Raw genomic sequence first — 22,582 nt, forward strand, 5'->3', positions numbered from 1 at the left:
TACGCGAAACGCTAACGCACCAAATCCCTAATAATGGTGCGTTACGCTGTCACTAACGCACCCTACTGTTCAAAAATCAAATACAAGTCCTATATAACCAAGTTTCTATAAAAGATTTGATAGGTATTTTGTCTGTAAGATGATAATTTTTAGATTAAAATCCCCAACATCTTACAAATGTTGGGGATTTTAGATTGCTATTATTTTTTTAATTTAATTGTGGCGTTGTCAATATCTTTTATTTAACAACAGATTTTGTAATGTTTTATTTAAGGAAATGGGGTGAGACATCTTCACCCCATGACGACTCGAGGGACGGAAACTTAATTAGTTAGCAGGGAAAATTAGGGAATTGGAGTGATCAGGAACTCACTCCAATTTGGCGTGAGCGGGAAACCAAAAATTTTAATGCTTCCAGGCTGCTAGGATTGTGGCTTTGAGTTCTTCTGTAAAATGTCCAGAAGGCTCAACCGCTAGCAATGCTTCTTTAATATCTGCTTCAAATGCTGCGGCGCGATCGCCATAGAAAATTTTCAAAGAAAAGGCTGTAGTGTATAAATAGCCAATATAGCTGTCAACCGTCCAAGATTTCTCGAATGACACTGCATATTGTTCTTGACGAGCAAAGGCTGAGTTGGCAATGACAACCTCATGGGGAGGATCGACAAGCTTACGTATGCCTTGTCCCCGTTGTCCAGTCCGGCGCTCCTCACCTAACCATTTTTTCACTACTCCAACAGCAGCTTGTTTCCAAGGTAAAGAGCTTTCCCAAGGGCTTTCATTTAAACCAAGCAGAGCTATAGCACCATCATCAGCAAGCAATTCATCAAGTTTCTTAAGTACGAGTTCGCGTTCCATCCAGTGGAAAGCTCTACCAATAGTCGCTAGTTTGAATCTCCCTAAACTAGGGTTAATTAGTTCGGCTCCTTGCTCTAGCCAAGTAATATTGTTTGCACCTACAGCTGCTGCTTGACGTTGCGCTTCTTGCAGCATCTCTGGATCGGGATCTATAGCAACTACTTCCTCAAATTTGGTATGTAGAGGAATAGCAATTAACCCTGGCCCAGTACCCAAGTCAAGGAGTCGCCCCTGTCCATTGAGATGAAATATTTCCGTTAACTTGTCGAATACTTCACGTGGGTATTTGGTTCTATATTGAGCGTAAACTTCAGCAGCACCCTCAAATAGTGTTGGGTCGTAAGTAGGTAGTGTTTTCAGTTGAGTCATGATATCAATTCGTAATTTATCTCCACTGTTTCGGTAATGAGATATACTTCGCGAGAAAATGCGATCGCTATTTCACCGCCCAATCACTCACATTAAAGTCTGACTTTGCCAAACCCTCTGTAACAAGAAACTTTTTCGTCCCTTCCAGAAGTCTCAGACCCTCTACCGGAAACGGCTGTTCTGATACTTGTTTGAGTGGGTACGATGCTTTGATGATATCAACGGGGTATCTAACAGTGTCAGCGTGGTACTTGTAATACTCTTGGGAATTAGCTTTTAAATCCTTAGCCGCCGCTGTAATAATTTGATTAAACTTCTTCGGAAAGTCTGGTTGTTTGGCTAACAGCCCTTCAGTAGCTACGATTAGTGATGTTCCGGAAAGTCCCTTATGATTGGCTGAGGAATCAATAATGGGATACCCTTCTGATTTCAGAAATGGCCCCAAATCGCTAGAAGCTGCATAAGCTGCGATATCACCACGTTCCAACGCAGATTTAGCCTCTGTTGTCAACAAATGAACAACTGTTGTATCTTTGGCAATTTTACCCTCACTCAATAGACCCAGTAGATAACGATGCATATATGAACCTTTTTGCGTCGCTATTTTCTGTCCCTTCAAGTCGCCAATTTTGCGTGGGCCATTCTTTTTCGTGACTAACCAAGCAATGACATCAAACTGAGTAATCCGAATTAATCGAGTTTTATAACCTGTGGCTCTCAGAACGATCGCTGGTGTATCACCCAAAAATCCTACATCTAATTGCCCCGCAACCAAAGCCTCATTGAGATTCGGCCCATTAGCAAAGCGCGTAAAAGTAGCATCTTTGAATCCCAGTTTTGGCAACTCACGATCTAAAATGCCCTTTTGCTTTGCCCAACCCAGCGGCCCTGTAGGTTGTCCCGTCGCTACATAACCTATACGCAGAGTAGAGGTGTTAGCAGCAACGGTAACTTTATCACTAATAGATTGAGCAGACTGCGTAAGTTTGCTTTCACCTTGGCTACTTGCTGCTGCTGTAGTTAGTAGCAATAAAACACAAGTAGCCAGAGTAGACAATCTAGAAGTAAACGTTGCTGCATTAATTTGATTTTTCTTTATACCTTTGCGCCTTTGCGCCTTTGCGTGAGATAAATTCATATTCTCAATCAACAACATCTCGAAGTAAATTGATTTCGACTGACAGAAACAGCCCCGACGGCAGACAAAGACATGATTATTTTCTATTTCAACTGCTTGAGAATTTGGAAAGTTTGATCGGTTTTTGCTGTGGGTGTTTGTTTCTTTCGCCACCCAATGTTTTCACGATAACTACCTAGCAAACCTGTTTGGGCTAACTCTGCTTCGTTGACTGTGATTTGTAAATCAGTGTCTGGTGCGACATAAAGAGCGTCAACGGGGCAATACAATTCGCACATGAAACAGGTTTGGCAGTCACTCTGTCTGGCAATAGTTGGCGGAGCATCGGGTACACTGTCAAAAACATTTGTGGGGCAAACGTTCACGCAGATATTACACTGGATGCACCGCGATTCGCTCACCAACTCAATCACACCGCTGCTCCTATTTTGGTTGAGGATTTTTCTAGGCTGTTGAGAGGCTCAGGTTTCACCCAAACTTGATCTAACCCACCACTAATTAAGTAATGTTGTTGATTAGCATCTTGTTGTGGATAGTCTAGGTGTTTGTGCATCCCACGGGATTCTTTACGTTCTAGGGCGCTGCTATACATCCAGCGAGCTGTGGCTACCATTGCAGCGGCTTCCCGTGCCCGGATTAACTGGCTTTCTGACTCTACTTGACTATCACGGATTTCTTGCCAGAGATGATTTAGTCTTGCCAAAGATGCAGATAAACCTTGCTCTGTGCGGAATAAGTTGCGATCGTAGGGAAAGACTTCGTTTTGCACAGCCTGAATGATTTCATTACTAGCGAAGGTGTGGGGATGTTCTTTACCAGAAGTGAATCCTGCTGCCCCAACTCCTTTAACCTGCCGCTGAAAAGCCTGATTTCCTAAACTCTTAGCAAATTCTGCGGCAGAATGCCCTGACCAATAACCTGAGGAAATTGCCCAGGCAGCGTTGTGACTACCGCCACCAGTGAAGCCACCACAAATCAGCTCTCGTGTAGCCGCATCTCCGGCTGCATAGAGTCCCGGCACAGATGTAACGCAGGTATCATCTAAAATCCGAATACCGCCAGTACCGCGTACTGTTCCTTCTAAGCGGAGGGTGACTGGAAAGTGTTGGGTAAAAGGATCAATACCGGCTCTATCAAAGGGTAAGAAGAAGTTGGGTTGCGCTGAACGCATAGATGGCTGCATCTCGGCAGACGCTTTGTCTAAGATGGCGTAAACTGGTTGGGAGAGCAATGTCTGAGCAATTACAGACCGTCCTCTTTGGGAACCCGCTCCAGGAATTGGTGTACCGTCTTCGTAGGTAAAGGTTGCCCAATTATAGAACAGGGTTTTGGTGACTGAAGAAAAGGCGGGAGAGATGCCGTAGGCGTTGGAAAATTCCATTCCAGACATCTCGGCACCAGCTTCTGCCGCCATCAAGTAACCATCCCCTGTGAGGACGTTGCATCCTAACGCTTTGCTCAAAAAAGCACAGCCGCCAGTGGCAATAATTACGGCGTGCGATCGCACTCTCCACTTGCCACCAGTCTGACGGTTAATTCCCGTCGCACCGCTAACAATACCTTCTTCATCTACCAGCAATTCTAAAGCGGGGCTGTGGTCTAAAATCTCTACTCCGGCTCGCTTGATTTGCTTCCGCATGAGGCGCATATATTCTGGCCCTTGGAGCGATCGCCTAGCCGGTTTACCATCATCATCTACAGGAAAAGGATAACCCCACTCTGCTAAACGGTTGACGTTGGCATAGGTCTGATCCAGTACGCGATGCATCCATTGGCGGTTTGCTAGATACCCACCCAGTGATTCCCGACTAGCGATCGCACTTTCTCTGGCTTCTTGTTCTGGCGGCACATACCACACACCATTACCAGATGCCGCAGCACACCCACTTGTACCACAATACCCCTTATCTACAAGCACAACCCTAGCACCACTAGATGCTGCACTCCATGCGGCCCAAGTACCCGCTGGGCCACCCCCGATTACAAGCACATCCGCTGCTAAATTGAGTTGATCATCGGTTGTTAGTGTTTTCAGCATCAAATGTAGTCCCCCGTAGATAAAGTCAAAATTTTCACTGCATAGATGCTGCACACCACAGAAAACCTTTTAGCTTTCCCAAATGCCAGCCTCTGGATAGAAATTGCTATGCAGATTAGTCATTTTACTCCCTAATCTACTGCAACTTGACCAATTTACCGTAGTTTATTACACATAAAGTCTTCCACAGTTCCTTTAAAAAAGCAAGTATTTGATCTGACAAATGAGAAAATAAACTTATGTAACAGTATTTTTCACCCTAGTGGGGGTTGCTTTTTTTATAACTTTGTGCAAATATCCAATGTTATACGCAAACAGCGTAAAACCGATAGGATTACCGTTGTTTTGAATCCCCTAGCCCCTTGGCGAATGGTGGCAATTATTTAAGCGATCGCTCAAAACCTAGACATCTGCATTTGGAAATCTAACAGCAACTAATAACCAGATTTGTTGGATTCAACCCGTTAAAAGTGGCTCCTTAACGTGGCAATCCCGACAAATCACACAATTTTGGATTTTAGATTGACCCCAAGCAATCAAGTCATGAGCTTGTCGTTTAATTTTAGATTTTGGATTTTAGATTTATTCCACGAATAAATTCGGGGGCTTCTCTACGAGACGCTACGCGAACAGACCTTTTTGAATTTTGAATCTTCAATCCAAAATTTAAAATCTAAAATTCGGTGAGTGGTTTCCTCATCTGCACCAGATTGAAGTTTTAGCTTTAACTTATAGGTTACTAAAAAGTATTGGACACAAGAAAAACATATTTGGTGTTCATATAGCTTACAGAACCTAATTTGATTTTTGAAAAACCTGTAAGTAGGCATCATGGTCGCTACCACCCTACTATTCTTACTTTTTCAAGAATCTCAATGTTTGTCGTTTGTAGTCGTTTGTAGGGTGAGTACTGCCTAGGCTGTTGACTTTGTCCGAAATTAGCTAAAAAATATCATGCAATTTTTGTGTTTACCGTAGGGGCATCGGCACTGCCGTGCCCTGATGATAACCTTAACTACAACTATGATTTTGTATGATGCATTTTGGGCTAAAGACCCTCAGAGTCAACAGCCTAGGCACTGCCCACCATCTTTTGATTGAAAATTTAAATTGTAAAAGCTGATATTTGCACAGCATTTTGTAGAAATAAGCTCTTAAATATTTTGATTTAAGATAAGGCCCCATCTAAATCAAGGTGCTATGAAAACATGCTGTAACCAATTTATTCCGACCAAGCAACCTAGAAGCTTAATTAATTACAACGGTCAAACGTCCGGATATTCGCTCTTAACACAAATGTCTTGTCGTTACCCTATTTACCAGTGAAATTTAGTTGATTTTGTGAGAGGAGCAAACAAACCATGCATAAAGTTTTGCAGAATTATTTTCTAGCTATCCCCGCTTTAGTTAGTGGACTCTTTGTCCTATCAACGGTGGCAAATGCAGCCGAAGTGCAAACACAATCAGAAATTCAAGATATTGCCATCACTCCAAAGCCAGATGTTTTCAAAACAGCACCCTCAAATCTCATAGCCCAAGTTCCAGTTGCAAATAGCGATGTCGGACAAGTTACCTCCGTCTCCCAACTGTCTGATGTTCAACCTACAGATTGGGCATTCCAGGCGCTACAATCTCTAGTTGAGCGCTATGGTGTGATTGCGGGATACCCAGATGGCACATTCAAGGGTAATCGTGCGCTAACTCGTTATGAATTTGCAGCTGGTTTAAATGCAGCCCTCGATCGCCTCAACGAACTGATTGCTAGCAGCACTGCTGACTTAGTCAAAAAAGAAGATTTAGAGATTCTCCAAAAGCTGCAAGAACAATTTGCTGGGGAACTCGCCACCTTGCGGGGACGAGTAGATGCTGTTGAAGCTAGGACTGCGAAGTTAGAAGCTACTCAATTTTCCACAACTACCAAACTGCAAGGTTTGGCACAATTTTTTATCGGTGATACTTTTGGCGATCGCGTCGGTACTAATAGAGATGGCACCAATACTTTTTTTGGTTATCGTGCGACACTAGCCTTACAAAGTAGCTTTACTGGTAAAGACCAGTTGACAACCAGTTTAACAGCCAGCAACACTCCTATTTTGGGAGGTGCAGTTGCTGTCGGCGGCACACCCCTAACAGGAACCAACCAAACCCGGTTTAATACTGAAAGAAATACCTTTTACACAGACAATTCTGTTTATCTTGACAGATTGTTCTACCGCTTTCCTCTCGGTAGCAAAACCAATGTCTGGATAGGTGCTAGACAGCTACAACCGGTGACTTTTGCGCCCACCCTCAATCCCTTAGTTGGTAACGCCCAAAGCGGTACTCTCTCTCGCTTTGGACTCTTCAACCCAGTGATTTATCGACCTGGTTTTGATGGTGCTGGTCTAGCTTTTGCCTATAAATTTAACAATCAACTCCAACTCAACGCAGGTTACATAGTAGATGATGCTCTAGCTGCTAACCCTGGGGGAAATGCCACCAATAGAGGCGGATTGTTTGGTAATTCCTATGAAGCACTTGGTCAGCTAACCTTCACCCCCAGTCCTAGTCTCGATATTAGTTTCGCCTACGCCCGTAAATATTTCCCCGCCCCGATTGCTCTTGGCCCCACCGGTGCGACAACCTTTGCTTTTGGTTCTGGTTACAACATCACTGGTGGGACAGGTACTGCTAACGCTGGTCGTCCTTTTGGTTTAAATCCCACTTCATCCGATAACTTCGGATTGCAATTTAACTGGAAAGCCAGCCGCGCCCTGCATATAGGCGGTTGGTTTGGTTATACAGAAGCCCATCAAGAAGGCACTAGTAATAACGCAACCATCATTAACACTGCATTAACATTGGCGCTTCCAGACTTGGGAAAAAAAGGCAATCTCGCCGGGTTTGTCTTTGGTATACCACCTAAAGTCACTAGCAATGATGTAGTGGCTGGAAGAGACAGCGCCACCTCTCTACATCTAGAGGGTTTCTATACTTACAGAGTGAATGACAACATCAGTGTCACCCCGACTTTGTACGTAATTACCAATCCACAAGGTAATTCTGCTAATGATGCGATTTGGGTAGGCGCTGTTCGCACTACCTTTAATTTCTAAGCCAGAGACAATGAAGTTTGTAGTCAGCACTTTAGTGCTGAAAACATCAGGACTAAAGTCCTTACTACGAACATCACTGCTGAGGTGAAAATATAGCTGATTAAAAACAAAAATGTATTTTTTATGACAGCTATATCTTCGATAAAAGTGTCAAAATTGTCCAAAAATGGGGCAAGATTGCAGACATCCGTCCTTTTTCATCTTCAAGCAGGGTTTGCATTTTAAGTAATTTCATGTAGAATTTTGGCTATAAACTACGGTAAATCGACCAAATTACTGTAGTTTTTGCCTCACTTACAAATAGCTCCCACAAATACCCTATGACTATTACTCTCAAAAAAACCAACAGAAAATCCAACATATCCTTCGACGAGTTATTACAGAATAAACAAGTCCAACAGATAGTTCCTTGGCTTGTACCTGTTTTCCTCCTAGTGTTGTGGGAGTTGCTGGTGCAAGCTGGAATCCTATCTACCAGGATTTTACCTGCGCCAAGTGGTGTGGTTGCCACAGCAATTAAATTAGCTTCTACTGGAGAATTGTTTAAACATATTGGTATTAGCGCCGCACGGGCGATATCCGGTTTTGTTGTCGGTGGCAGCATTGGTTTAACATTAGGATTACTCAATGGTATTTCCCGGACTGCAGAAACGTTATTAGATACTACAGTACAAATGCTCCGTACCATTCCTAACTTGGCATTAATTCCACTGGTAATTTTGTGGTTTGGGATTGGCGATCAAGCAAGATTATTTCTAGTATCTTTAGGGGTATTTTTTCCCTTATATCTCAATACATTTCATGGAATTCGTAGTGTTGACACTGGATTGATTGAAATGGGCAAAGTTTATGGTTTAAAACCTTTACAGCTTTTGTGGCAAATCATTCTCCCAGGCGCATTATCTTCGATTCTCGTAGGTGTTCGCTATTCCTTGGGGATTATGTGGTTAACACTAATTGTGGCAGAAACGATCGCCGCAGATTCTGGTCTTGGTTATATGGCAATGAATGCCCGTGAGTTTATGCAAACTGATGTTGTCGTGTTGAGTATTTTTATCTATGCCTTGCTGGGTAAATTGGCAGATGCTACTGCTAGAAAACTGGAATCAAAATGGTTATCTTGGAATCCTAACTATCAGAGCGCATAGTTTTGGTGATTTTTGGTAGTTGTGTCTTGATGCAACTACCAAATTTCCCATCCCAGGCAGTAAACAAACTATTAAATTATAAAATATCAGGAGGTTTTTCTAGTGAGTTCATCTGTCAAAGGTACACAACTCAACATACTAAACTTGACAAAAGCTTTTGGCAATAAAGCTGTTTTAAAGTCAGTTAATCTAGAAGTAGCACCAGGAGAATTTATCGCTATTGTGGGACGCAGTGGCTGTGGTAAAAGTACCCTACTACGCCTGGTTTCAGGCTTGGATAAACCAACTGCAGGCGGAGTATTATTAGATGGAGAACCATTGCGTAAGCTGAGTAGTTCTGTACGCGTCATGTTCCAAGATCCCCGTTTGCTAGCATGGCGACGTGTGATTCAAAATGTGGGTTTAGGCTTACATGATGATTGGCGAAAAAAGGCTGAATGGGCACTGGATCAGGTAAAATTAAAAGACCGAGCCGATGAATGGCCATATGTATTATCTGGTGGACAAAAGCAGAGGGTATCATTAGCCAGAGCCTTGGTGAGTCAGCCACGTTTGTTATTACTAGATGAACCTTTAGGAGCTTTGGATGCTCTAACTCGGATTGAAATGCAGCAGTTAATTGAGGAGTTGTGGCAAGACCAAAAGTTTACTGCATTTTTGGTTACTCATGATGTAGAAGAAGCTGTAGTGTTGGCAGACCGTATTATATTGATTGAAGAAGGCGAAATTACTCTAGATTTACCTGTAGATCTGCCACGTCCACGAGATAGGTCTAATGAGGTATTTGTTCATCTGCGAGAAACAGTTCTAGCACGAGTGATGAGTAATGAAGGACCTGTAGTGGATAATCAACTACTCCAGCTTTCAAGTTAATATTCATTGTTGGTGATTAAAAGTATAAGAATTTCACACAGAGAGACTAAAAGTTTGCTCTGTTGATTTTTTGAGGTTCTATTGTAATTTGATAATGCCAGAAAACAGCAGCAATTACCAAATACAACCTAAGAGAAAAAAAGGGAGTAAGAAGTGGTAAAAGTAATTTTACCTGTTGATCTCGCTGCCGAGATTGAACCACATCTACCATCTGATGTAAAGGTGGTCAGAGCCGATACGAATGGTGATTTAGATGGAGATGCTAGTGATGCGGAAATTTATTTAAGTTGGTATTTTCTCAAAAGTGCTACGATACTGAAAATTTTGGCAGCAGCACCAAATTTGCGTTGGCATCATGCACCTAATGCTGGGGTGAATCATATCCTCACACCATCTGTAACCCCAACTTATTTAGAACGCGGTCTGATACTTACCAATGGCGCGGGAGTGAGTGCAATTCCGATCGCCGAATTTGTGCTTACATACATACTACAACACGCCAAACATCTACAAGAATTGCACGCCCTTCAAGCCGAAAAGCATTGGAAAAGGGGCTTTCCCATCAAAGAATTGACAGATTCTACCTTGTTAATTCTAGGTGCTGGTAATATTGGTCAAGAAATTGCCGCCCGTGCTAAACCATTCAACCTGAACATTTACGGTAGCCGTCGTCATCCCGAACCGTTACCGAATTTTGATAAAATCGTTGGTGCAGATGATTGGCATCCCCTACTACCAGAAGTTGATTATCTAGTAGTGGCGACTCCACTCACCGCCAAAACCAAAGGCTTAGTTGATGAAAAAGTATTGCGATCGCTTCCTCCCCATGCCTATGTAATTAACATCGCTCGTGGTGGTATCGTCGATGAAGCGGCAATTATCAAGGCACTAAATGAAGGCTGGATTGCTGGAGCCGCCTTAGATACAGTCGCAGAGGAACCACTATCCCCAGAAAGTCCTTTGTGGACAGTGCCTAACCTGTTTATCACACCGCATTGTACAGCTCATTCACCCAGAGGCAAAGGGCGATCGCTGGCCTTGTTCCTTGACAACTTACACCGTTATCAAACTGGTCAGCCATTACGTAATCTAGTGGATGTAGCAGCGGGATATTAGGAATAGGGATTGCACTTCGACTTCGCTCAGTGCCCAGGGATTGGTAAATGATTCTTCTCCCCCATCTCCCTCATCCCTCTAGTGGTTTGTCAATTTTGTTTTGAGGGGTTTTTGGTAGTGCGGGCATCTTGCCCGCGTGAGCGAGACTAGGAATGAATTCCTAGGCGGGTGAGGAAGCCCGCAGTGAAGCTATTTCTAGCTTAAGTTGACACCAATGGGCATTGCCGTGCCCTTACCAACGCATCTGTATGATTATTAAAGTGAAATGGTATCAAAAGTGAATTCTCCAATGCGTATCAGGGAGTAGCAAATGGTAAAAGTTATTCTACCTGTAGATTTGATTGCTGAGATTGAGCCAAAATTACCGCCAGATATACAAGTTGTACGGGTGGATAGTAAAGGTAATATTGATGGTGATGCTAGTGATGCAGAAGTTTATCTCAATGGGTTTTATCTCAAAAGAGATGTTTTTGAAAAGGTACTAGATGCAGCACCGAAAATCCGTTGGCAACAGGCAATCAGTGCTGGTGTAAATCATATCTTGATACCAAAATTTTTATCCCGAGATATTATCCTCACCAACACTGCTGGGGTTCATGCGATTCCTATTTCGGAATTTGTCTTGACTTTTATATTGCATCATGCAAAGAACTTGAGAAAGTTAGAAGCCTTGCAGGCAAAACATACTTGGGCTTTGCCACCAGAAGAGACTTCGGTAAAAGAGTTATTTCTGCAAGAGTTGACGAATGCGACCTTGTTAATCATTGGTGCTGGTAACATTGGTCAAGCGATCGCATCTCGTGCAAAAGCTTTTAATATGCGCGTTTGGGGTAGCCGCCGCCGTCCTGAACCCCTACCGAATTTTGATAAAATTGTCGGTGTTGATGAATGGCGATCGCTACTCCCAGAAGTTGACTATCTAGTTATTGCCACACCTCTAACCCCGGAAACCACAAAACTAATTGATGAATCAGTGCTACGGGCTTTGCGTCCTTCTGCTTATTTAATCAATATTGCTCGTGGTGCGATCGTCGATGAACCTGCATTGATTACTGCACTGCGAGAAGGCTGGATTGCAGGTGCTGGTTTAGACACAGTGAGTACAGAACCACTACCACCAGATAACCCCCTGTGGTCATTCCCCAATGTCTTCATTACACCCCACTGTTCCGCCCTATCACCATATCTTAAGGAGCGGCTCACAGAATTATTTCTCGATAATCTCCAGCGTTACCAAGCTGGCTTACCCCTACGGAATGTCGTAGATAAACAAGCAGGATATTAAATACATGGCAGACGTTTTCTACCGCTTTGGTCAAACACCAAACGTTATCAATATCTCTGATGCCATGCTAGCTGACCCATTGAGTGTATTTAAAGCTAAATCGGCTTGAAATGCCAGATAATAGCAGTCTGATTAATCCTTGTCAGAATAAAAATACTTGGCGAAGGTTTGAGGATTGGGTGTCGGGAAAATCTTCCTGATTACCCAGTCCTTTTTTGTTTTTTTGCTCTAGGGTTATTTTGGGAATTGATATGTGTAGAGGCGAGATTCCCTGACTATACAAAACGTTTACTTTTTTACTGGCTTTAAAGTTAATTTAAATATTACAAGTTTACTTAGTACTACAGTATCTAAACTATAGCAAATAAGATATATTTACTGATAAACTACTTTGGCTTTGGCAAAAAAATCTAAATGACAAACTACAGTTATGACTGCACCTGAATCCTTAACCAGAAACTATTAAATCAGTGAACAGTCCTGAAGGCGTATCGGCGTAGATCAAGAAGCGCCACCAACACCTGCCGCAGTCTTTGTGGGGGACAGTTACCCAAGCGATGAAACTGATAACTGATAAGGGTGGTAAGCAATGGTAAGTGAGCATGAGCCTCTGGAAAAAATCAGGGTTATTTGTACTCGTCCTAGAAAATCTGACGAACCGCCTCATTGGAATGAAATACCTGCGGAACTTCTTAATAGTAATGAGCCAGAAGCTGTGAGAAGACGAGCAGAAAGAAAATGTGAAGTTTGTGGTATGTCATTGATTCTTCAAGGTCGGTATGTACCTATCAGTGAATTGGGTCAAGGTGGTTTCGGACGGACATTTCAAGCTTTAGATTGCCAATTTTATACTTCTGAAAAAAGCCCAGAACAACAAAAAATCCAGCGAGTTATCAAACAGTTTCGTTCTGAAAAGTTTCTGAACTCAGTGAATCTGAACCGAGCGGAGAAAGCGTTTGACCGCGAAAAAAATATACTTGCTGAACTTGAACACCTGCAAATCCCTACAATCTTTGAATATTTCAAACTACAAGCTGAGGCTGATATTAGACCAAATAATTCGCAATTTCAAAGTAACTCATCGCCAATTAATAACAACTCTTACTTGTTTTTTATAGTTCAAAAATATGTGGAAGGACAAGACTTAAACCAAGAATTGATCACGCGATTAAAATATAATAACCGCTATTTAGAATCAGAAGTTTTGGATATTCTCAAACAAATTTTAAATGTGCTTCATCACATACATACAAGGCAAGAACCTGTCATTCATCGAGACATTAAACCTGCTAATATTGTCCACTCAATTAAAGAAGGAAAATATTATTTAGTTGATTTTGGTGCAGTTAAACAAATTATTCCAGTAGTTGAGCAAGGTTTTTCAGATAGTGAGACAGGTTTTGTCACTGAGGGAATTTCACCACCTGAGCAATTAAACCGTAAAGTATATCCTTCGTCTGATTTGTTCTCCTTGGCAATTACTTGCGTCATGCTGTTAACAGGTAAATTAATCACAAGTGATAGTCATAGCTCAGAAGATATACGCATTTTTAATATTCCTTACAATCGTGATAAATGGCAAAAATATGCTCAAATTCAACCAGGTTTAACTACAATTTTGAGCAAAATGCTTGAACTTGATCCAAAGAATAGGTATCAGTCAGCAAATGAAGTACTTCAGGAACTGGATAAACTTGAGAAAAAACCGCCATTTGATTGGCAAAGAGTTACACCTGTTTTGAAACCTTTCTTTATTGGTGCAGGGGCGTTGTTGGTTTTATTAGTATTGAGTCAGATACTACCACAATCCATGAAATGCAATTTTCAGATGAATTGTCTTACTCGGCTACCAGAAGGAGAAGGAACAACAGGACGAACAACATCTACATCTACATATACACCTGCACCTACATCCACAGTAGCTGCTGACCAATTAATCAGTGCGGGAAACAAGCGAATTTACGGAAGTATAAAGCTTACTGATAATTATGAGCGGCTAAAAGTAGAGGGCATTAGACTGTTTGACAAACGACAATATCAGCAGGCGCATGATAAGTTTCAAGAAATTCGTAATCAAGCAAAAACAATTCCTCAGCAGGCAGAACAAAGTGAGACAGTTCGTAAAAAGGCTCTAGCTGCTCTACAAGATCCCGAAGTTGTAATTTATCACAATAATGCTATAGCCAGATTACGACATGAACGTGGACAGCCAATTTATACTATCGCTGTTGCCATTCCAGTCAGTGATAAGTCTAAAACAACATTTCAGCCAGGAAAACAAATCTTATTTGGTGTAGCGCAAGCACAGTCAAAAGCACTTGATCAAAACATTAATTTAGAAGTGGTCATTGCGAATGATCTCAATTCTATAGACCAAGCCGAAAACGTAGCAAAAAAATTGGCTACGCTAGAGATTAAAGATAAAAATGGTAACTCAAGAAAGATTCTTGCAGTGATTGGGCACTACACTAATCCTGTTACTTGCAAGATTTTAGCACTTTATGAAAACGTGGGATTGCCCGTGATATCCGCAACTAGCACTTTAGAGGATTTTCGTAATAGATGTGGAGCTTCTAATGTCTTTAGAACTACTTCATCAACGGTAGTGGAAGCTAAATCTCTAGTAGGCTACTTGCGTTTAAGAAATATCGCTAATCCGAAAATAGCTATCTTTTTTAATGGCAAGGAAGACTACAGTAGAGATTTAGCATCTCAGTTCCAGTTGAATTTAGGAAAAAATAGTAATGTAGTAGTTAACGATAAATTATTTGACAGTAATTTTTCTGCAGTAGATGCTGTGAATAACGTCAGTAATGCTGATGTTTTCGTAATACTTCCGTCCGGAATAACCGAAAATTCTGATGCATTTAAGAATGCAATTAAATTATTAGAAGCCAGTCAAAATAATAATTTGCTTAAGTTGATTTTAGGTGCAAATACGCTTTCTTCTTCAGAAGAATATTTGAACGCACAACTTTTAGGAAAGCTAGCAGGAAAACTATTTATTGCGGTGGATTGGCATCCTAAATGTAGTAACAATGACTTTGTAGAAAATGTAAAAAACAAATGGGCGGGTGGAGAAGTTAATCAATTGACTGCCTCGTCATACGAAGCAGTTCAAGCCTTGGAAGAAGCTTTACAGAAACTACCATCTACGACAGCTATTACAAGGGAAAATCTACAACAACAGTTGCGGAATATCTCTTTAAATAGCGATGTATTTAAGAAAAAAACAATTAGCTTTGATGATCGTGGCGATCGCAACGAAATAAAGACCCGGATATTGACGACTCCTCAGGAGAATGGTCAGGGTTTTGAATTAGCTCCAGGCGAGACATGTCCGCAGAATTGAATGTCCCACAGCCAATTATTTTGCTAGAAGTACTGATTTTCCTAAAGATTGGCAAATAACATCATTTTGTGGTGTATGAATCCGGCTGCACAGAATGTCTCGGTAGTGTCGTTCTAAAGGATTCCTTTTTAATAAACCAGGATTACCAGTCAATTCTAAGGCAATTTCTACCGCTTTAATTCCGTTGGTTGTAGTTAAGTATTTAACAGTCTGTGCCTGTAATCCTACTGAACCTTCATACTCTCCCTTCTCAATGTCCTGCGCCAAGCCATAAATTAGTCTGCGGTTGGTAAATAGTAGTGCTTCTATCTCTCCCACTGCAGTTTGAAAGCGTGGTAGGGTTGCTAATGATCCTCCTAGATTAGAAGGTGTCCGCTCATTCAAATATTCAATCAGCCAGTTCCTAGCACTGGTAGCGACTCCTAGATATAAAGCACTGATTACCAAACTCCCCCAAGTGGAAAACAAGGGATCTAAAGGTGCTACATCTGATATGGGGCGGATATTCAGGGCGTATTCTTCAGGAATTAAGACATTTTCTAATATCAAATCATGGCTACCTGTAGCTCTCATCCCCAAATGATCCCAAGTTTCCACAATTCGCAACCCAGGCAAATCACGCGGCACAAGAAAACTACCAACTCGCGGTTCATCTTCAGTAGTTCTTGCCCAAACAACAAAATAGCGTAGGATGGGGCTGCCTGTCGTGTATTGTTTGTGTCCTGTAATCCGCCAGCCATCTGTTGTTCGTTCGGCAGTTGTGGCAGGTAATCCACCCCTAGCTGGTGTACCTAACTCTGGTTCTACACGGGCAGCATTCAGTAAGGCGATGCCTTCTATCGACTCACGACACAGCCGTTGATAAACATCTGGATGCCATCGACTGTTGCGTGCAGCATGGGTATGTTGGAGATAGTGCATTGTTAAGACTAGTGCAGTCGAAGCATCTCCACGCGCTACCCCCTCAATCACGCGGCAAATGCTATAAATTCCCAAACCCTGACCGCCAAATTCACGGGGAATAGTGAGGCTCAAAAGTCCTGCTTCATGAAGCGCGGTGAAATTCTCGAAGGGGAACGAACCTTCGCGATCGTGGATTGCTGCACGAGTAGCAAAGTCTTTGGCGATCGCTTCCACCCGCTCAAAAAGATTGGGGATAGTTTCAACGCTTTTGCTGACAACGGTTTTTGGCAATGCTTGTTCTAACTGTGACATAATTAACTCGGAATTTGATGGGTCAAAAGTCAAGGGTCAAGGGTGAACAATCAACGGTTGTTCTCTACATTCCCCATTCTGTCAATTGGTCTATATGAAAGCTGACGAGATACTCTTATAAGAATTAGGCGATCGCCACTACCTCAAGCGTAAATTTTCTATAGTTTTTGTGCTGCCGCTGCTAAATCTTCAACTGAGATATTTTGATGATCTTTCATCCTTATACCGTTTCTTTGTGAAGCTGCATATAATTCACCCCCCGGCTATCGCCGTCCCCCCTTACCAAGGCAGGGCTGTTTCGTTCCCTCTCAAACAGGATTTGTCAAGATGGTTAGCGATAAAAATCATAAGTATGGGTAACGATGAAACAGAATATTCAGCACATAAATAACAGTACGATTGTCTATTTTCTCGATACCCAGGTAGCAAAATCATCAATTTTATTTTGCTAGAACCCTTGATTTTTCAAGCTTCTTAGGGAATGAAACAGCCCTGCCTTACCAAGGGGGGACTACAGGGGGGTATTATTATGTGCATCTTCATACAGAATAGGTATTACTACTAAAAACTGCTGAGTTTAACGTAGTTAGTAATTGCGATTAATTATGACATAAATCACTGATGCAGAGCAAGCAATCTCATAGTCAGCTTGCTTCTTTAGACAATCTGTGGTAGCTTCAGTATCACATTAACTCCGGTAACTCGACCAAGTTACTGTAGTTTTGTGAGCAAAAAGTATTTCAGTGGATTTTAACGTAACTCAATCATGAGATATATGCAGCAGTAGCAACAGGTGCAATGCTCCTGATAATCAGTCATTTGCGCTACTGCTAGTTTAATGGCGAAGTGATGTCTATCAACAAAGCACTGGGTGCTTGAGTAAGTCGGCACAATACTTCGACAAGCTCAGTAACCTAAAAGCAAATTGTGTGAAGAAAAGTAAACAAGCCTCAAACCCTATTGCTTATACTTCGACTCCGCTCAGTACAAGTTGCTTATTACCTTATCCCAGCGACAATTATTTACGCCGAGTTACTTACACAACCTAATTGTAGGAGTTGAAGATTATGGTACAAACTTCCCTGGTTCGTAAAGGTAAACTTGCACAGCCACCAACCTTTACCTCCATTGAAGCAGAGAGACGCGATCGCCAAGAACGGTTAGCAGCTGCTTTAAGAGTGTTTGCCCGCTTCGGTTTTGCTCAAGGATTAGCAGGACATATCACCGCCCGCGATCCCGAACTCACCGATCACTTTTGGGTTAACCCCTTTGGCACACACTTCAGCCGTATCCGCGTTTCAGACCTGATATTGGTGAATAGTAAAGGCGACATTGTCCAAGGTGAAGGACCTCTAAATCAAGCAGCCTTCGCCATTCACTCTCAAATCCATGAAGCGCGCCCAGATGTCATAGCCGCAGCTCATGCCCATTCCTTTTATGGGAAGACTTGGTCAACGCTAGGCCGGTCACTTGACCCAATTACCCAAGATTCTGCGGTTTTCTACCAAGACCATGCTTTATTTGATGACTTCACAGGGATTGTATTAGAAACCAGTGAAGGAAAACGCATTGCCCAAGCATTAGACCAGAACAAAGCCGTCATCCTCCGCAACCACGGACTATTAACCGTGGGACATAGCGTAGACGAAGCCGCTTGGTGGTTCATTCGCTTAGAAGATGCAGCCCACTCCCAACTCCTAGCAGAAGCCGCAGGTAAACCCATCTTGATTGACCACGACATCGCCCTAGGCATTCAACAACGTGGTGGTACTCATGAAGCAGGCTGGCGGGGATTCCAGTATTTGTGGGATGACATCACCCGCGATCAACCCGATTTATTTGATTGAGGAGTAGGGGAAGCAGGGGGCAGGGGGCAGGGAGATGAGGGAGAAATAACTAATGCCCCATTCCCAATTCCCGATTCCCACACAAAAAATACAGGAGAATTAATCATGCCAGTTGAATTCATTGGGTTAATCCGGACAAAACCTGCTTCGGAGTTGAACACTGTACCGGGGACTCTGGGGGATGATATTATCGACCCCGCTTATGTGCGGGAGTTCGCCCAAGTTCATGAGAAAGGCGACTTTGACAAAGTACTGATTGGCTATAGTTCCAGTAGCCCCGATGGTTTTACCATTGCTACTCATGCGGCTGCATTCACCGAACGATTGAGCTTTTTGATTGCCCACCGACCAGGCTTTGTCGCCCCAACTTTAGCAGCCCGTAAAGCAGCTACCCTCGACCACTTTACTAATGGTCGGATTGCAGTCCATATTATCACTGGTGGCAGCGATGCAGACCAGCAAAAGGATGGCGACTGGCTGGATCATGATAGCCGCTATCGTCGCACTGATGAGTATCTAGAAATTGTTCGCCGCATCTGGACAAGTGATACTCCCTTCGATTATGAGGGAGAATTCTACCGTGTTAAGGATGCTTTCTCTGCCATCAAACCTCTGCAAAAGCCTCATATTCCCCTTTACTTCGGCGGTGCATCCGGCCCAGCCGTGCAGGTGGGAGCCAAACACAGTAACGTTTATGCTCTGTGGGGTGAGCCAATCGCTGCAGTTAAAGAACGAATTGCAGAAGTTAAAGCCGCTTTACCACGCGATCGCTCAATCCGTTTTAGTGTCTCCCTCAGACCTATCCTAGGAAACACAGAGGAACAAGCTTGGGAAAAAGCACACAACATTTTAGGGCGAATTCAGGAGCAACGAGGAGGCGTGAAAGTCGCTCCCGCCGCCAGACCACAGGCAGTAGGCGCACAGCGGTTACTAGACTTTGCAGCTAAGAGTGAGGTCTACGATAAGCGTCTATGGACACCGATCGCTGCAGCTACCGGCGCTCAAGGCAACACAACGGCTCTAGTTGGGACTCCTGAACAAGTTGCAGAAGCCCTCGTTGATTACTACGACGCAGGTGTGACTACCCTATTGATTCGTGGTTTTGATCCTTTACAAGATGCCATCGAATATGGGCGTGATGTCATTCCTCTGGTGCGTGCAGAAGTTGCAAAACGAGAGCGGCAAGTAGTCGGAGTAGCCAGTTAATCAATATGGTAATTGACATACTCCCCGCTCTAAAGAGACGGGGATTCTGGGGTCAGACAGCGATAGCAGGCACTGCCCGTCTTACATCACCTAACCCAACAGTCGATGCCCCGACTGCTTGAATATTACGCGCTGCGTTGTCGTCTCTCCCATTAATAGATTGGCACGAGGGACAACGCCACTCTCTCACAGAGAGAGCCAAGGTTTCCAAAACATACCCACAGCAAAAACAAGTCTTACTGCTCGGATACCACTGGTCAATGTAGATGACCATCTTGTTTTTCTTCTTGGCAACCCATTCCAGGATTTTCAAAAACTCACCAAACGCCAAATCAGATATTTTCCGTCCCCAAAGACGTTGCATTCCCTTGAGGTTCAACGTTTCAAAGCAGAGAATATCAAACTTGTCCGTAAGTTCATGCGCTAATTTCCAGAACCAATCACGTCGTTGATTGGTCACGTTTTCGTGCTTTCTGGCTAAATTTTTCCTGGCACCTTCCCTATTAGAAGAACCTTTAATCTTTTTGGAATGTTGCCTATTCGCTCTTTTGATAGCATTGAGCGCTTGTTTGAGGAATTGAGGAGATTCAACCTTGGTTCCATCTGAGCAAGTGAGGAAGGTTTTTAACCCAAAGTCAAACCCCGCTATATTACCAGTCGTGAGATTGACCTCTGGAGTAGAACCACAATCGACCCTTCGGCTACGCTCAGGGTCGAGGCTGAGCGTAGCCGAAGCCTCGACAACCACGACCATGAACAACTCACCTATATTGGTGCGCTTAATGGTCAATGTTTTAACTGTTCCTTCTATCTCTCTAGATTTCCAAAATTGATAAACTCGATTTCCAATCTTGACGCTATTACCACCCAGAAACTTATACCCTGCTTGTTTTAGGGTGAAGGATTTGTACTTTCTAACTTTCTTAAACCCTGGCGGTCTAACTCCTCCTCTTACAAAGTTCCGAGCGGAGGCTTCCTCCGCTCGGACTTTGCGCTTTTTATTGTGCTTGAAAAACAGTTGATAGGCTTTATCAATGCGTTGACAAATATCTTGCACTGCTTGTGAACCTACTTGTTGCCAAAATGAATTACGTTTTCTCAATTTGGCAATGTGAGACTGAAGTTTAGCGCAACTCAAATACTTGCCAAACATCCGATAATAGCGGCGATGTAGGGCAATGCAATGGTTATAAATCATCCCAGCAGCATTGATTGTGCGTTTGAGATGTCTATTCCGTTTGTGTTGATAGAGCTTAAACTTCAGTGTTTTCATGTAGATATTATACTATCATTGTTGTAGATAGTCAACAAACATCTACAATGAAAACTACATATAATCATTACAATCACGCTATTGGACTGGCCACTGTTCACTTAGTCTGGATACCATGCAGACGTAGAAGGATATTTACTAATAATGAATCCTTAAAATTGCGATGCATTGAGGTGTTTCAATCAGTTGCCAATGACAAAAAATGGATTATCAAGGCTATAGAAGTTGCGCCTGACCATATCCATTTATTAGTTGAATATGACCCACACCATTCAATTTCTCAAGTGGTTAAAGCGTTTAAAGGTAGGTCGTCCAGATTCTTGCGACAAGAATATCCAGAACTCTTGAAGCTTCCTAGTCTGTGGACACACTCATACATGTTTGACACAACTGGGAAGATTAGTACTCAAAAAGTTTTAGAGTATATCAACGACCCACATCACGGATGAATAAATTCATCCTGTTCGCTTATATCCCCCGAATAGAATTCGGGGGCTTTACGCTTCACTATCGTAACTCGGTGTAAATAATTGTCGCTAGGATAAGGCAATAGGCAATTGGTAGAAGGGTCTTAGCCTTGTTTACTTTTCTTCACATAGTTTGCTTTTATTGTGCCGACTTACTTACTAAAGAGATTTCCTCCAATAGAAATTACCATGCGATCGTCAATGAACCGTAGGGGCAAACGGTTGTTTGCTCTCTAATTAGACATCTCCTTGACACCTATGAGCATTGCTACGTCTCTACAAGGGTTTAGGACTTACGCACTGTACAAATTAATTATTGTATGCATTAACCAAAATTAGAAATTTCCGGCTTTGATCAATCATGACTTTGATGGTAAACAGATCCGCGCTATGGAGGATTTAGCAGTGCTAACCCCTACGAAAGACGTGTTTTGTTTATCACGCATATTTTGCATTTCCTGTCAATGCGTAAGTCCTATCTATGTCTATTGGTAAGATTATTTTTAGAAATTACCTAAGATAAGCGATCGCTTCTTCTCGGTGTCCGAGAAGTTTTAGCAAAATGAAGTATCTAACTAGGTTTTTGAGTGCTATGGCTGTTAGTGCTGGTGTGTGGTCATTACCTCACGCAGTAGCTGATGCAGTTACTTTAAGGGATGGTACAGTTAGCTTTGTGCAACCACCACGTTTAGTTAGCGCCACAACACCATACAACAATACAAATACGTGGGATACAACATATTATTTCACCCTGGAATTACCCGCCACTGCTGGGGAACCACTCCAACGGGTTAGCTTTAACCAAATACAGGGGGTTGAAGAAATTGAATTCAATCAGAAAACTACTTTTGCTTTTGAGGGGACACGGGGTAGGGAGGGCGCAAACATAGCAATTAATGGCGAGAAAAACAGCGATCGCCAAAAACGGACTTTCACAATCACCTTTGACCCACCGGTGACACCAGGGCGGACTGTAACTGTTGGTCTCAAAACTTTCCGCAATCCCAGCTTTGACGGCGTTTATTTAATTGGTGTCACAGCGTTCCCCTCTGGACAGAAAACTGCTGGTCAATTTCTCGGTATCGGTCGCTTACATTTCTACTCGTCCCAGAGACACCATCTCTTTTGATTTCTAAAGTAGGTGTATACAAATATTTCTACTAATGCCGTATTCCTACAAGGCATCTATGGCTGGAATTGTGACGATTATTAATGTCAATAAATCTTAATTGCCCCTTGTTTTTTAACTAAATCTGTGCGAATCTCATAACTACATACTACAGTAATCCGACTGATTTACCG

The 22,582-nt window shown here is 42.7% G+C and carries 16 protein-coding genes; 10 read left to right on the forward strand and 6 right to left on the reverse strand.

The window, feature by feature from the left end; all coding sequences use genetic code 11:
• Window positions 1–405: 405 nt before the first annotated feature.
• The 4 genes from CAL7507_RS05970 to CAL7507_RS05985 form a co-directional block, all read right to left on the reverse strand.
• On the reverse strand, window positions 406–1,227 hold the full coding sequence (locus CAL7507_RS05970) for a bifunctional 2-polyprenyl-6-hydroxyphenol methylase/3-demethylubiquinol 3-O-methyltransferase UbiG (protein WP_015127548.1): 822 nt from the start codon (window positions 1,225–1,227) through the stop codon (window positions 406–408).
• A gap of 67 nt (window positions 1,228–1,294) precedes the next feature.
• Window positions 1,295–2,365: an ABC transporter substrate-binding protein gene (locus CAL7507_RS05975; protein WP_015127549.1), complete on the reverse strand. Its 1,071-nt coding sequence runs from the start codon at window positions 2,363–2,365 to the stop codon at window positions 1,295–1,297.
• 83 nt (window positions 2,366–2,448) lie between these two features.
• Complete coding sequence (locus CAL7507_RS05980; protein WP_015127550.1) at window positions 2,449–2,778, reverse strand: ferredoxin family protein; 330 nt, start codon at window positions 2,776–2,778, stop codon at window positions 2,449–2,451.
• Complete coding sequence (locus tag CAL7507_RS05985) at window positions 2,775–4,403, reverse strand: FAD-dependent oxidoreductase (protein WP_015127551.1); 1,629 nt, start codon at window positions 4,401–4,403, stop codon at window positions 2,775–2,777. Before CAL7507_RS05985 ends, CAL7507_RS05980 begins: the two co-directional genes overlap by 4 nt.
• 1,361 nt (window positions 4,404–5,764) lie before the next feature.
• Here CAL7507_RS05985 and CAL7507_RS05990 point away from each other — a divergent pair.
• The 6 genes from CAL7507_RS05990 to CAL7507_RS30085 all read left to right on the forward strand — a co-directional run bounded on the left by CAL7507_RS05990 (window position 5,765) and on the right by CAL7507_RS30085 (window position 15,272).
• The gene (locus CAL7507_RS05990; protein ID WP_015127553.1) at window positions 5,765–7,498 is read left to right on the forward strand and encodes an iron uptake porin; all 1,734 of its coding nucleotides are present in this window, start codon (window positions 5,765–5,767) and stop codon (window positions 7,496–7,498) included.
• A 320-nt stretch (window positions 7,499–7,818) separates the two neighbouring features.
• Window positions 7,819–8,646 carry an aliphatic sulfonate ABC transporter permease SsuC gene (ssuC, locus tag CAL7507_RS05995; protein ID WP_015127554.1) on the forward strand — a complete coding sequence of 276 codons (828 nt, stop codon included), beginning with the start codon at window positions 7,819–7,821 and terminating at the stop codon, window positions 8,644–8,646.
• Between the two features lie 102 nt (window positions 8,647–8,748).
• Window positions 8,749–9,519 (forward strand): ATP-binding cassette domain-containing protein, encoded by a 771-nt coding sequence (locus CAL7507_RS06000; RefSeq protein ID WP_015127555.1) that lies wholly within the window; start codon window positions 8,749–8,751, stop codon window positions 9,517–9,519.
• A 153-nt stretch (window positions 9,520–9,672) separates the two neighbouring features.
• Window positions 9,673–10,635 carry a D-2-hydroxyacid dehydrogenase gene (locus CAL7507_RS06005; protein ID WP_015127556.1) on the forward strand — a complete coding sequence of 321 codons (963 nt, stop codon included), beginning with the start codon at window positions 9,673–9,675 and terminating at the stop codon, window positions 10,633–10,635.
• A gap of 310 nt (window positions 10,636–10,945) precedes the next feature.
• Window positions 10,946–11,920, forward strand: a complete 975-nt coding sequence (locus CAL7507_RS06010; protein WP_015127557.1) for a D-2-hydroxyacid dehydrogenase — start codon at window positions 10,946–10,948, stop codon at window positions 11,918–11,920.
• Window positions 11,921–12,509: 589 nt separating this feature from the next.
• Window positions 12,510–15,272 carry a bifunctional serine/threonine-protein kinase/ABC transporter substrate-binding protein gene (locus tag CAL7507_RS30085; RefSeq protein ID WP_015127559.1) on the forward strand — a complete coding sequence of 921 codons (2,763 nt, stop codon included), beginning with the start codon at window positions 12,510–12,512 and terminating at the stop codon, window positions 15,270–15,272.
• Window positions 15,273–15,287: 15 nt separating this feature from the next.
• Here the strand turns inward: CAL7507_RS30085 and CAL7507_RS06020 are convergent, their stop codons facing one another.
• Window positions 15,288–16,487, reverse strand: a complete 1,200-nt coding sequence (locus CAL7507_RS06020) for an acyl-CoA dehydrogenase family protein (protein ID WP_015127560.1) — start codon at window positions 16,485–16,487, stop codon at window positions 15,288–15,290.
• A gap of 1,067 nt (window positions 16,488–17,554) precedes the next feature.
• On the opposite strand from CAL7507_RS06020, the gene CAL7507_RS06025 reads away from it, so the two are divergent.
• Entirely contained in the window at window positions 17,555–18,334 is a 780-nt protein-coding gene (locus CAL7507_RS06025) for a class II aldolase/adducin family protein (protein WP_015127561.1), read from the forward strand.
• A gap of 105 nt (window positions 18,335–18,439) precedes the next feature.
• Window positions 18,440–19,540, forward strand: a complete 1,101-nt coding sequence (locus tag CAL7507_RS06030) for an LLM class flavin-dependent oxidoreductase (protein ID WP_015127562.1) — start codon at window positions 18,440–18,442, stop codon at window positions 19,538–19,540.
• Between the two features lie 52 nt (window positions 19,541–19,592).
• Here the strand turns inward: CAL7507_RS06030 and CAL7507_RS06035 are convergent, their stop codons facing one another.
• On the reverse strand, window positions 19,593–20,813 hold the full coding sequence (locus CAL7507_RS06035) for an RNA-guided endonuclease TnpB family protein (protein WP_015127563.1): 1,221 nt from the start codon (window positions 20,811–20,813) through the stop codon (window positions 19,593–19,595).
• Between the two features lie 47 nt (window positions 20,814–20,860).
• Here CAL7507_RS06035 and tnpA point away from each other — a divergent pair, with 47 nt between their 5' ends.
• Together tnpA and CAL7507_RS06045 are read left to right on the forward strand one after the other, a co-directional pair.
• Window positions 20,861–21,262, forward strand: a complete 402-nt coding sequence (gene tnpA, locus CAL7507_RS06040; RefSeq protein WP_015127564.1) for an IS200/IS605 family transposase — start codon at window positions 20,861–20,863, stop codon at window positions 21,260–21,262.
• Window positions 21,263–21,842: 580 nt separating this feature from the next.
• The gene (locus CAL7507_RS06045; protein ID WP_042341208.1) at window positions 21,843–22,409 is read left to right on the forward strand and encodes a DUF2808 domain-containing protein; all 567 of its coding nucleotides are present in this window, start codon (window positions 21,843–21,845) and stop codon (window positions 22,407–22,409) included.
• Window positions 22,410–22,582: the final 173 nt, after the last annotated feature.

It is taken from the genome of Calothrix sp. PCC 7507 (assembly GCF_000316575.1).
Classification (GTDB): domain Bacteria; phylum Cyanobacteriota; class Cyanobacteriia; order Cyanobacteriales; family Nostocaceae; genus Fortiea.